Annotated in this window: 10 protein-coding genes; all 10 read right to left on the bottom strand. The window is 35.9% G+C overall.

Going from position 1 to position 12,836, the window contains the following annotated elements:
* Positions 1–840 carry a glycine--tRNA ligase subunit alpha gene (locus tag OM967_RS06690; protein WP_211907766.1) on the bottom strand — a complete coding sequence of 280 codons (840 nt, stop codon included), beginning with the start codon at positions 838–840 and terminating at the stop codon, positions 1–3.
* Positions 841–884: 44 nt separating this feature from the next.
* Complete coding sequence (locus OM967_RS06685; protein ID WP_211907765.1) at positions 885–1,643, bottom strand: phosphatidylglycerophosphatase; 759 nt, start codon at positions 1,641–1,643, stop codon at positions 885–887.
* Between the two features lie 657 nt (positions 1,644–2,300).
* Positions 2,301–3,299, bottom strand: a complete 999-nt coding sequence (gene hemB / locus OM967_RS06680) for a porphobilinogen synthase (RefSeq protein ID WP_211907761.1) — start codon at positions 3,297–3,299, stop codon at positions 2,301–2,303.
* Entirely contained in the window at positions 3,292–4,317 is a 1,026-nt protein-coding gene (nuoH, locus tag OM967_RS06675; protein ID WP_211907759.1) for an NADH-quinone oxidoreductase subunit NuoH, read from the bottom strand. Before nuoH ends, hemB begins: the two co-directional genes overlap by 8 nt.
* On the bottom strand, positions 4,301–4,660 hold the full coding sequence (locus OM967_RS06670; RefSeq protein WP_250120279.1) for a hypothetical protein: 360 nt from the start codon (positions 4,658–4,660) through the stop codon (positions 4,301–4,303). The genes nuoH and OM967_RS06670 overlap by 17 nt, the downstream gene beginning before the upstream one ends.
* 73 nt (positions 4,661–4,733) lie before the next feature.
* Entirely contained in the window at positions 4,734–6,782 is a 2,049-nt protein-coding gene (gene nuoG / locus OM967_RS06665) for an NADH-quinone oxidoreductase subunit NuoG (protein WP_264337820.1), read from the bottom strand.
* Positions 6,783–6,787: 5 nt separating this feature from the next.
* The gene (locus OM967_RS06660; protein WP_211907752.1) at positions 6,788–7,000 is read right to left on the bottom strand and encodes a hypothetical protein; all 213 of its coding nucleotides are present in this window, start codon (positions 6,998–7,000) and stop codon (positions 6,788–6,790) included.
* 257 nt (positions 7,001–7,257) lie between these two features.
* Positions 7,258–8,754, bottom strand: a complete 1,497-nt coding sequence (locus OM967_RS06655; RefSeq protein ID WP_211907751.1) for a leucyl aminopeptidase — start codon at positions 8,752–8,754, stop codon at positions 7,258–7,260.
* 96 nt (positions 8,755–8,850) lie between these two features.
* Positions 8,851–9,492: a protocatechuate 3,4-dioxygenase gene (locus tag OM967_RS06650; protein WP_264337819.1), complete on the bottom strand. Its 642-nt coding sequence runs from the start codon at positions 9,490–9,492 to the stop codon at positions 8,851–8,853.
* Positions 9,493–9,658: 166 nt separating this feature from the next.
* Positions 9,659–12,799, bottom strand: a complete 3,141-nt coding sequence (putA, locus tag OM967_RS06645) for a bifunctional proline dehydrogenase/L-glutamate gamma-semialdehyde dehydrogenase PutA (protein ID WP_264337818.1) — start codon at positions 12,797–12,799, stop codon at positions 9,659–9,661.
* Positions 12,800–12,836: the final 37 nt, after the last annotated feature.

Here is a 12,836-nt window from a genome sequence, read left to right as displayed (position 1 = left end):
CTACTTTGCTCTATATAATTCACAGCATTTTTTTGTTAACTCTCTCACTCTACCAATATAGGCTGTACGTTCATTCACACCAAGCACACCTCTTGCATCAAGTAGATTAAGTAGATGGCTCGTTTTAATACATTGATCATAAGCTGCTATCGGCAATTCTTTTTCAACAAGGAATTTACACAGTTTTTCTGTATCCTCAAACTGCTGTTGTACTACTTTAGTATCATAATAATCAAGTGCCAGGTAAGAAAACTCTCGCTCTCTTTGTTTAAAAATATCTCCATAAGTTGCACCGCTACCGTTCCACATTATGTCGTAAACATTATCTACACCCTGTATGCACATTGCTAAACGCTCTAACCCATATGCTACTTCACCAGGAATTATTCTGCAGTCAATACCTCCCACTTGCTGTATATAAGTAAGTTGTGTTACTTCCATTCCGTTGCATGTAACCTCCCAACCAAGACCGGATGCACCAACACTTGGGTTTTCCCAATCATCTTCAATAAACTTAATATCATATTCTTTTGTCGATACACCAAGAGCTTTTAAGCTATTTAAGTAAATATCTTGCAAATTGCTGCCAGATGGTTTTATTATAACTTGGTATTGATGATGCTGATATAAACGATTAGGGTTGTCGCCATAGCGTCCATCTGCAGGTCTGATTACTGGTTGTAGATACGCAATTTTTGTTGATTTTTCGTCAATCGCTGACATGATTGTTGCGGGATGTAGTGTTCCAGCTCCAACTTCAGACGTATATGGATGAAGTATAGTACACCCTTCATCTACCCAAAAATCTTGTAATCCCTTTATTATATCTTGTAGATTCACGCAAACTGTATATCTTTTAAACTGAATACATAAGCAAATAAGTACTATTCTATACTTATTTTTTTAATAGTGCCATGAAAATAGTCACTCAAGGCTATTGAACTTTCTTTTACATACTCAAATATGCTTTTGTTTAAAACAATCGCATCATGCATAGTCAGATCGCAGAATATAAATGCAGTCAAGTACAATAAAATCACTGCATAAAACACATGAAAAATCCCTTCAAATGTGATTGATATTGCATTGTTATAACTAAGCTGTATCGTACTTATCGGCCATGGTTTTATTACTTCTACAATATTAAAAAATAAATAAGGTATTATAAAGAAAAAGAACAAATGCATAAGATCATTAAACCAAAATGGACATTGAAGTATTGCTTTACATATACTTAGATAGAATTTACTTACAGTATAATAAATTGACATTATTGCCGGCATCGAAAGCGCAACAGTCAGCACCTGTCCTGATGCTATTTGTATTACTATATTCTCATCACTGCTGGCTGAAGGATCTTGAATGTGAAAAATGGATATTGCAACTAATTGCAGCACTAACATAACTATTGCTAGCTTGGTAAAAATGGCAGCTACAACTATGCCTGTATTCGGCATTTTATATAGTATAAAATCACCTCCGTATGTAAGCATTAATATAATGTCGGTAATAAATAATATTAGAAAAGAAGACCAATAATGCTGCCAACCCGGTAAATACCCTACTCCTAAAAAAGAGCTTACTATTTTGGCAGGAAAAACCTTGCCTAGCACCTTACCCAAAAATTGAAAAAAAATCCCCATGTCCTAACTAACACTTGACTTATATTTTTCACAATACTGAATTGTAATGGACTTATCAATACACTTCTTGCATAGAAAAAAGGCAAATAGTTAAAAACGATCTAAGTTTAGCAATAACCGTTGCCCCTTCTATCGTCATCCCAGTGCCCAGGGATTGGCTCTTTTTTTCTAGATTCCAGTACTGGAATGAGATCTTCAATATTCTTACATCTGATCTCAAACTATGGAATAACACCGTTATACGTACTGGAATATGGGCATCATTCAAGCAGCTGATCTCTATGATGGCATCATCCCAGTACTGGGATCCAGAACAGGTAATAAGAACTGGTCACGCGCTGGCCTGAAGCTTTAACTATAAATATTAAAAAATTTACCAGGCGAAAAAAAAGGCAAAAAAATCCCTATGTAGTGAGTTTTAATAATGTAAATTGATAATGTGCTAACAAGCGCGATTTGGCTGAATGTAGAAAAATAAAAAAAGCCGCTATAATTTTATGTAATTTGCCAATAAATATCTGAGTTTTTTACTGAATTTTTGTTGTTAAATCTGCAGAGATTAAAAACAAGGATAAATACTCTTATTGATATGATAAGGAAAGTGGGAAGGTTTGTCAAGTCACTTCGGCCAGCTACCTACTTAGATGTTCCACACTGCTAAGTAGATACCAAATTTTTTGCAACATCAAGTGCAGCATAGGTAAATATTGCACTTGCACCTGCACGTTTAAAACCAATTAAGGACTCATAAATCACTCTGTTATAATCCAGCCAGCCATTATTTGCTGCAGCTTTTATCATTGCGTATTCACCGCTTACTTGGTAAGCAAAAATCGGAAAATTAAACTTTTCACTTGCTGTTTTTATTACATCTAAGTATGGCATACCCGGCTTTATCATAATAAAATCTGCACCTTCATCTATATCCATTTCGATTTCGCAGATTGCTTCACGTGCATTTCTATAATCCATTTGATAACCACTTTTGTCGATGAAATTTGATGATGCGCACGAACCGACAACTTGCCTGAACGGCGCATAGAAGCTAGAACAGTACTTTACTGCATAGGACAATATTGACACATTCTGAAAGTTATTATCATCCAATGTTTTTCTTATTTTTCCTATCCTGCCATCCATCATATCAGAAGGAGCAACTATATCGCATCCTGCTTTTGCTAAAACAAGTGCTTGCTTACATAATGCTGACACAGTCTCGTCATTTTCTACATCTATCCTACTGCTTTTTAAAATGCCATCATGACCGTGAGTAGTGTATGGGTCTAGTGCAATGTCTGCAATAATGCCAATATCCGGTACATTTGATTTTACAGCACAAATTGCTTTACAGATTAAATTGTCAGGATTGTACGCTTCCTCGGCGTTTTCAGATTTTAGTTTACTATCAACTACAGGAAAAATTGCAACAGCATTAATCCCCGAGTCCTTAGCTTTCTGAATTATAGAAATTAATCCATCTATTGAATAACATTTGATATCAGATAAGCCAGAAATTGGCTCAATTGTTTCTTCTCCGTCATGAACAAATAAGGGAAAAATCAAATCATTTACTGATAAAGTGCTTTCACTTGTTAAATTGCGAATCCACTTGCCTGAGCGCCTACGCCTTAACCTTGTATTTGGGAAATTAAACATTGGATCCAGGCAAATTCCCAGTAAAAAGCAACACTCCTGAAATGAGTATTACCCAAAGTACCGATATTGGCAAAAATACTTTCCAACCAAGACGCATTAATTGATCATAACGATAACGAGGTATTGTAGCTCTAATCCAAACAAATATAAACAAAAGTACAACTATCTTCAAAACAAACCAGATTAAACTAGGAATTTTATACAGCAAACTAAGCTCTAATGGAGGATACCACCCTCCTAGAAAGAATATTGTCATCATAGCGCTTGCTAAAATCATATTTGCATATTCTCCCAAGAAAAAGAGAGCAAAAGGCATTGATGAATACTCGACGTTATACCCAGAGACGAGCTCTGCTTCAGCTTCTGGTAAGTCAAATGGGTGACGATTAGTTTCGGCAAGCAAAGAAATAAAAAATATTATTCCTATAGGCATTAGTAATAAATCAATCCAAAATGGCATATTATGTTTCGCTACCACCATCTCTCCAAGATTTAATGTGCCAGTTGTAATAACAACTGTAGCAACTATTAGACCTATTGAAACTTCATATGAAATCATTTGAGCAGCTGACCTTATAGAGCCAAGAAATGCATAATTAGAATTACTAGACCAGCCTGCAATAATAATGCCATATATTCCCAAAGAGGATATAGCTAGCACATAAAGCACTCCAACATTAATATTTGCTATTACCTTAGGGATTATTACCTGCTGTCCATTTTCTGTAATTATTTCAGCTCCAAATGGTATAACTGCCCAGGAAATTAATGCTAAAATAAAGGTGAGCATTGGAGCCATAATAAACAGTATGGTGTTTGCTCTAAATGGTATTATCGGCTCTTTAATTATCAATTTGATAGCATCTGCAAATGGCTGTAGTAGCCCAAATGGCCCTACTACACTTGGACCATGCCTTAGTTGAATTGCACCAATAACTTTACGCTCAAAGTACACTAAATATGCTACTGAAAGCAAAAGTGGAATAAGAAGAAAAAGAATATCAAATATCAAGTACATGCAACCCTAAATCAAAAAAATAGTTCATAATTGTGGCAATAAAAAATACAGCAAATGCTCTAGACACAAAAGACAATGTCCCTATTGAAATCAATAGGACAACACTTTTCTGTACAGCATTTAGCTTAATAGAATAGTAAAATGATATGCATATGAATGACACTAGTGACATCATAATTAAGAGCATTGTGAGAGGCAAATAATTCCCTCTTCCCTCGCTAACTATAATAAATGTTATTGCCATCCATACATATCCTTCCGTAAATAATGCAATAATATCATTGATAAAATCAACTAGCTTATAAACGAACTGTTTTTCTAATGTATTTTGTTCTTTACACAAAAATATAGAGTTTAATTTTCGTTGAAAATATACCAGAGTTATTAGTAATAATGGTGTTAGAATAAATAAAATATTAAGTAGAGTGTTCATAAAAATCCTTAGTACAATCTGCCATTATTTTTGAAGCGCGACTTATTGAGTCTGTCATATAAAAATTACACTTTTTTAGAGTGAAAGAGATATTACTTAATTTTACTTCATCACAGGTAATTGGTACCCATTTGTTTTTCACCACTTGGTCAGCATCTCTAAACTGTGGACCAATAGTGTATAATTTCTTCCTCACATCAAATAAATTATCGTATAGTAAGGAAAGGCCCAAATATTGGGATAAATTTTTTATAATCAACCAATCTTCCTTTGCTTCACCAGGAGGAAAAACAGCTAAATTTGTTCTCTGTACTCGCCCTTCAGTATTTACATAAGTTGCATATTTCTCTGTGTAAGCAGCTCCAGGTAAAATAACATCTGCTATGTGTGCTCCACTATCACCATGATGGCCTTGATAAATTACAAATGTACTTTCTAACTTTGATATATCAATTTCATCTGCGCCAAGAAGATAAACTACTTCTATCTCACCACTTTCTGCCTGTTTTAGCATCTGATTAATGTCTTTTCCACCTTCGCTAGGAACAAATCCAATATCGAGTCCACCAACCCTTGCTGCAGCCTTATGCAGTACGTTAAAGCCATTCCAGTCATCTCTGATCATGTTAAATTTTTCTGCAATTTTGCCAGCTAGAGCTAAAACTGATTCAGAATCATCTCTTATTAATGCATCTTGACCGATAATTAGCATAGGGTTCTGAGCCGCACTCAGTAACTCGCAGAATTTGTGATTTCCCTCTTCTATTTCTTTTAGAACGTTTGGACCATCACCTAATCTTTCAACATTATATAGATATTCAAGATTAGGACCAATATTTGCAATAGTGAAATTACCTTGTAAATATCTCTTTCTCAATCTTGCGTTAATTATTGGTGCTTCTATTCTTGGATTTGTATTTATAAGCAGACATAAATCTGCATTTTCTATACCCTCAATAGTGGTGTTGAATACATATGACCCACGATTATTTGGTATAAGCTTTGCTCCATCTTGCCTACAATCTATATTCCCCGAGCCGAGCTTCTGCATCACTTCTTTGAGTAGAAGCATAGACTCACAATCTGCTAAATCACCTGCAATTGCAGCTATTTTATTTGATTTTGTATTCTTTAATTTCTTTGCAGCAACAGTTAGTGCTTCATTCCAATCAACTGGGGCTAATTTACCATCTTTTTTTACATAAGGTTGATCAAGACGCTGAACTTTTAGTCCATCATAGGCAAAACGCGTTTTATCTGATATCCATTCTTCATTTACCTCTTCGCTCAGCCTTGGTAATATTCGCATAACTTCCAGGCCACGATAATCAACTCTAATGCTACTTCCCACAGCATCTAGCACATCTATAGTCTCACAATGTGATAGCTCCCATGGACGCGCTGTAAAGGAGTAAGGCTTTGAAGTTAAAGCCCCTACCGGGCAGAGATCTATGATATTTCCAGATAATTCAGAACTAATATGCCTTTTTATGTAAGTGCTAATCTCTACATTTTCTCCCCTTCCGATTCCTCCAAGTTCATTTGTACCTGCAACATCAGACAAAAATCTAACACACCGAGTGCAATGAATGCATCGATTCATCGCAGTCTCAATCAGTGGTCCGAAGTGTTTTTTTGGCACAGCCCTCTTATGCCCATCAAGTCTGCTGGTTCCTTTCCCATAAGCCATCGTGATATCTTGCAAATCGCATTCACCACCTTGATCGCAAATTGGGCAATCAAGCGGGTGGTTAATTAGCAAAAACTCAAGCACACCTTCACGTGCTTTTTTAACCTTAGGGGTATCAGTGTGAATAACCATCCCTTCTGCAACTGGCATTGCACAAGAGGCTACTGGTTTTGGAGGTCCACCCTCCACTTCAACCAAACACATTCTGCAGTTACCAGCAATTGCTAAACGCTCATGATAACAGAAACGTGGAATTTCAACGCCCACAACTTCACAAGCTTGAATTATAGTGAGCCCATGCTCTACTTCACATTCCTTAGAATTAATAGTAACTTTAACCACAACTATTATACAGCTTCCCACTTTATAGGATTGCAGCTTACCTCATCTTCAACCAGATTGCCGTTGTCATATTGAGCAGACATATAATTCATGCGCGAGTCACGATCTATATATCTAACAGGTTTTACCGGTTTATCTTTATACATTTTTTGCTCAGCTTTCTTACGCTGAGTAGGGTTATTTTTACTAGCTGTTTTCGCTTTCCCGCCTGCTGCCATATAAACTCCTAAAAACTTCTTATTTTATTTTAACACTTAAGTATACACCGTCAATGCTAAATAGCTTTAAAGTTTTAATAGTCCATTATTACAATCATCATTTGAACAAAATACTTTCTCTTGATGCTGCTCAAGTGTGTAACTTTAGAATCCCCAAAAAAGAAAATGTAAGTTACTTTGATGATATCATTTTCTACGTCTTATAAATAGACATTCATGTAGCCGTAAATTAAGCTATAAACTCAATACAAAGATCCTTAATTATCAATCTCATAATACTTCTCAACCAACTTATTTAGCAACCTTACACCGAAACCTACTGCCCCTCTTGGAGAAATATCAGTGCCTTTTTCGTGCCAAGCAGTGCCTGCAATGTCTAAATGTGCCCAACAAGTGTCGTTTACAAAACGCTGTAGAAACTGTGCAGCCATTATACTATCTCCACCAGAACCTGCAGGAGCTATATTTTGCACATCAGCAATCGGCGAATCAATAATTTTGTTATAAGTTTCATTCATAGGAAAGCGCCATAATTTTTCATTTACTTCATTTCCTGCATCAATCAGATGATTCGCTAATTCATCGTTATTTGAAAAAAGACCAGCATATTCATTATTTCCCAGTGCAACCACTATAGCACCAGTTAAAGTTGCAAGGTCGATCATAAATTTCGGTGCAAATCTATCTTGTGTATACCATAAAGCATCCGCAAGTATTAGTCTTCCCTCTGCATCGGTATTTAATATTTCTATTGTTTGTCCAGACATTGAAGTGACTACATCGCTCGGTCTTTGAGCATTACCATCCACTGCATTTTCTGCAAGTGCAACCACACCAATTGCATTTACTTTTGCTTTTCGCCCAGCTAGAGTACGCATCACTCCAACTACAGTAGCAGAACCTGCCATGTCATATTTCATTGACTCCATACCGCGTGAGGGTTTAAGTGACACTCCACCAGTGTCAAACGTTATACCCTTGCCTATAAAAGCTATTGGTTTTTGTTCTTGAGAAGCCCCATTCCATTTTATCACCACTAACTTTGGCTCTTTACTACTTCCTTGTGCTACTCCAAGCAGGGCTCCCATTTTTTTCTCTTCCATTTGCTTTTTATCAAGCACTTCAACCTCAAGACCAAGTTTAGTAAGTTCAGCTTTTATACGATTAGCGTAAGACTCTGGATATAAAATATTAGGTGGCTCAGTAGTAAAAGCACGTGCAAGAAAGATGCCTTCACCTTCGTGTTTTAAACGCTCAAATGATTTTTCAATGCTACTTAACTGTTCATCTTTTACTAATAATGTAATTTCCTCTACTTCTGTAATTTTTTCATCCTTTTTAGTTTTATACTTATTAAACTTGAAACTGCGCAGAAATGCTCCATATGCAACATTTGCTGTACTGCCCTCGATTGAAATAGCTGCTCGCTTGATTCTTAATCTGCTTAGCTCACAATATATTTTACCACCAATATTTAATCCTTTGCTTTCATCCCATTCATCTCTCATTCCAAGACCAGCAACTATAATATTTTTTCCCTCTGATGAAGTAACGGAGAAAAATTCACCAAAACCTCCATTAAAACCACTAAATTTCTTGATGTTATCTATAGCTTGCTTATCTTGTAGAACATTAGTTATGAGCTTATCACCCTCAAACAAACCTACCACTAGCGTCTCAAAATCGGGTAAAGCTTTAGAAATTGTTATCTTCATCGTTGACATCTCCGTTGCAAATAATTGTAAGCTGCACATAAAACATAGTAAAAACATTAGTAAGATATTTTTCATATACATTTTAAGTACAATAGCGCTTAAGACTACTATGAACTCCCCTGATATGCAAGGGCTTTATCTTTTATCAGAAAATTTGTTATGCCCACCTAGGGTTATATTAAATGTGTAGGTCTTCATGGCCTGATTGTTATAAGTAAATGGTGCTATCAGAAGGCTTGCAAGTCCACTCTCAATAAGATTACCAAAAAGAAGATCATCACAGTTATCGCAATTATGATCAGCAAAAAACATTTGTGTTGTGAATTCTGGAAAATCTGGATGTTGGACCAAAAAGTTGATGTGTGGAGCCCTATCACCAATTTTACCTGGTACTATTGTAATAAAATTATAATAGCCAAGGTTATTTACTACAAATCTTCCTGATCCAGCAAAATTTGGATCAAGCTCCACATTTTCATCATAATAGCTCATACCAAGTGAGTCTGCGTGCCATATAGAAACCACAGCATTTTGTATCGGTAAGCAATTTACATCAGTAACTCTACCCACTACATTTATTAATTCTCCTGCTGCATTATTTGGAGAGCCAGGTTTTCTTCTTAAATTATTTGAAGAGTTAAAGCTTTTTGGCCTTGTTTCAAGATCATAAATCCCTGGAGTTTCAATACAATTAAGCAAAATAGGATCAGCTGCAAATAATGACAAATCGAATATAAATTGTACTAAAAACGCTAATAAGATATTTTTTAAATTCATTTTGTTTATAGTGCTTTTATCAGAATTATAGCAACCTTTTTCTTTTATTAAAGACAAGACTTCCTTTGAAGCCTCCTTAGAATCACAACTATCCTTTCAGTGTATGAGTTTTAGGTTTTAGTACTGCATACACAACTGCACGGACTTCCAATTTAGAAATTGCAAATCAATCCAAACACGCAAGTGTAATGTTACCTCCACATGCTGTAGTGTTGACACTTACAACCTTTTCTATAGAAAAACGTTGCAGATAATTAGGACCACCAGCTTTTGGTCCGGTACCTGACAGTCCTCTACCGCCAAATGGTTGTGTTCCAACTGCTGCACCTATTTGATTGCGATTGATGTATACATTTCCAACTGATATTTTCTTGCTTATTAAATCGATCTGACTTTGTACACGGCTTTGCAAAGAAAACGTAAGTCCATATCCTGTATTGTTTATATCACTTATAACTTCATTTAACTGCAACTTATTAAAACGTATTATATGTAAAATAGGCCCAAACACTTCTTGCTTTAATTGCGAAATTTTTTGTATCTCATAAATATACGGAGGAAAAAAATAACCATTATAAGAATTTGTATCCATGGGTACCTTGGACAAAAGGTTTGAATCTTCATCCCTTGATATTTTTTCCGTATGTTTAGTGAGCACATCAATAGATGCTTTGTCAATTATTGGACCAATATCTGTGCTCAGTTGTATTGGGTCACCTATCTTTAGTTCTTGAGCTGCATTGCATATCATTTTTATCTGTTTTTCTGCTATATCTTCTTGAATAAATAGCACTCTGAGAGCAGAACAACGTTGACCGCCACTGCGAAATGCAGAAATTAAAACATCCTTAGTTACCTGCTCTAAAAGAGCAGAACTATCAACAATCATAGCATTTAATCCACCAGTCTCAGCGATAAGTGGCACAATAGGACCATCTCTACTAGCAAGCATTCGATTAATTATTTGAGCAGTTTGTGTTGAACCAGTAAAAGCTACACCGGAAATTCTATTATCTGGTACTAATGTTTTACCTAAATACCAACCATCCCCTGGAATAAGGTGTAGCACATTTTTTGGTATTCCAGCTTCGTGTAGTATCTTAACGGCTTCATAGGCAATAATCGGCGTTTGCTCTGCCGGTTTTGCCAGCACTGCATTACCTGCTGCAAGTGCAGCTGAAACCTGTCCAATGAAGATAGCGAGTGGAAAATTCCACGGTGATATGCATAAGAAAACTCCTCTGCCTTCAAAAAAGATGAAGTTATCTTCACCTGTTGGACCTGGCAATTTTTTCCAGTCATTCAGTTCATTTTTTGCTATCATTGCATAATAGCGCAAAAAGTCGATTGCCTCTCTTACTTCTGCTATTGCATCGGATAAAATTTTTCCTGCTTCTACAATCAGAATATAAATTAACTCTTTCATCCTTTCCTCAAGCAAATCTGCAGCTTTTTCAAGGCATTTAGCGCGCTCTTCTGCTGAAACATTCTGCCACTTAGTAAAAGCACTATGTGCTATTTCAAGAGCATTTAAAGCCTGAGCACTTGTTGCACTTGACACTTCTCCAATTACATTTTCCAAATGTGCAGGATTCACTACTTCGGTAAATTTCGCACTGTCAAGAAACGACTCTCCATCAATTATTGGGCCAACTTGCCATTTCTTTTCACTAAATTCCCTTACATCATTTGCAAATTGTGAAACTGCAATTGAATCGCTAATATCCATTCCCAAGGAGTTTTTTCTTTCCTCTCCAAAAATATCTCGTGGCAACGGAATGCTTGGATGAGGCTCATACTCTAAGATTTTTACTTTTTCTAATGGATCTGAGACTAATTCTTCAATTTTAACGTCAGAATCATTTACTTGATTGACAAACGAGCTATTAGCTCCATTTTCAAGAAGGCGCCTAATAAGGTATGGCAATAAATCACTATGTTTACCAACTGGTGCATATATACGACAATTGATGCTTGTTGCAAGTTCTGAAATTGCATAATCATACAAACTTTTACCCATTCCATGTAAGCGCTGAAACTCAAAACCAGGATGATTTTTATCGGCAAGCTCTATTATAGTAGCAAAAGTATAAGCATTATGAGTTCCAAAACATGGATAAAAGTGATTCTCTTTGCTTAAAAGTTTCTGCGCACAGGCAAGATAGCATACATCTGTGTAGCTTTTTCTAGTAAACACCGGATAACCAATTAACCCTAATTCTTGTGTGCGCTTGATTTCTGAGTCCCAATATGCTCCTTTTACAAGCCTCACCATAATTTTATGCTTTGATCGAATGGCAACATCTTCAACAAAATCAAGAACAGATAAAGCACGTTTTTGATACGCTTGCACAGCCAAGCCAAGCCCCTCCCACTTAGAAAGTGAATCATCAAGACGCAATTGCTCAAATAAAACTAATGACATCTCAAGTCTTTCTGATTCTTCTGCATCTATACAAAGTGAAATGTTATATTTCTTCGCTTCATGACACAGTTCCAGCAACTTAGCTCTCAGCTCTTCAGCTATATTACCAAATTGGCTAAATTCATAACGTGAGTGCAGTGAAGACAATTTGATTGAAACCCCTTGAGATTTAAAGCAATCATTTATGTCAGCAGATTCACCTATGGCTTTTATTGCATGCATATATAAATTAAAATACTCTTCCGCATCCTCAACTGTGCAAGCAGATTCACCAAGCATATCAAAAGAGCATAAATACTTACTGTAGTCATCTGACTTCACACTTTCCAATGCTTTTTCTATAGTTTCTCCAACAATAAAATGCTTGCCAAGAATGGATATTGCTTGTTTCACCGCTTTGCGGATTATTGGCTCTCCTAAATTTTTCAATAACCTGGAAATTATGTGATAGAATTTTGAATCCTCTTCATTATTTCTCAATATACTGCTTCCTATAATTAAACTCCATGTAGAAGCATTAACAAACAATGAAGAGGAACGCCCCAGGTGTTTATTCCATTCTTGGTTGGCAATTTTATCTTTGATCAATTCATCTATTGTGTAATCGTCTGGTATTCTAAGTAATGATTCAGCAAGACACATTAGCGCTACTCCTTCGTCGTTAGAAAGTGAGTACTGTTGTATAAAAGAATCTATAATGCCTAATTTACTACCTCTAATCTTTTCGACAATTTGTTTTGCAATATTGTAAATTATGTTTTTTGAATCAGCCGAAAGTTCTGATTTTTCTACAAGATAGCGTACGTGACTTTTTTCATCAGCACGATAAAATGCCTGCAATCGTTTTCGTAATGCGTTAGGTTCTTGTATAGAACTGATCATAATTATCTACAAAACACCCTTTACCATATATAAGATA

The sequence above is a fragment of the Wolbachia endosymbiont (group B) of Dolichovespula media genome (assembly GCF_947179505.1).
Classification (GTDB): domain Bacteria; phylum Pseudomonadota; class Alphaproteobacteria; order Rickettsiales; family Anaplasmataceae; genus Wolbachia.
This window is presented reverse-complemented; position numbering and strand designations above follow the sequence as displayed.

Excerpts from the sequence above, each read along its gene's own strand:
- putA (WP_264337818.1), bottom strand. The coding sequence starts at position 12,799 with ATGATCAGTTCTATACAAGAACCTAACGCATTACGAAAACGATTGCAG.
- OM967_RS06685 (WP_211907765.1), bottom strand. The coding sequence starts at position 1,643 with ATGGGGATTTTTTTTCAATTTTTGGGTAAGGTGCTAGGCAAGGTTTTT.
- OM967_RS06655 (WP_211907751.1), bottom strand. The coding sequence starts at position 8,754 with ATGTGCAGCTTACAATTATTTGCAACGGAGATGTCAACGATGAAGATA.
- hemB (WP_211907761.1), bottom strand. The coding sequence starts at position 3,299 with ATGTTTAATTTCCCAAATACAAGGTTAAGGCGTAGGCGCTCAGGCAAG.
- nuoH (WP_211907759.1), bottom strand. The coding sequence starts at position 4,317 with ATGTACTTGATATTTGATATTCTTTTTCTTCTTATTCCACTTTTGCTT.
- OM967_RS06650 (WP_264337819.1), bottom strand. The coding sequence starts at position 9,492 with ATGAATTTAAAAAATATCTTATTAGCGTTTTTAGTACAATTTATATTC.
- OM967_RS06660 (WP_211907752.1), bottom strand. The coding sequence starts at position 7,000 with ATGGCAGCAGGCGGGAAAGCGAAAACAGCTAGTAAAAATAACCCTACT.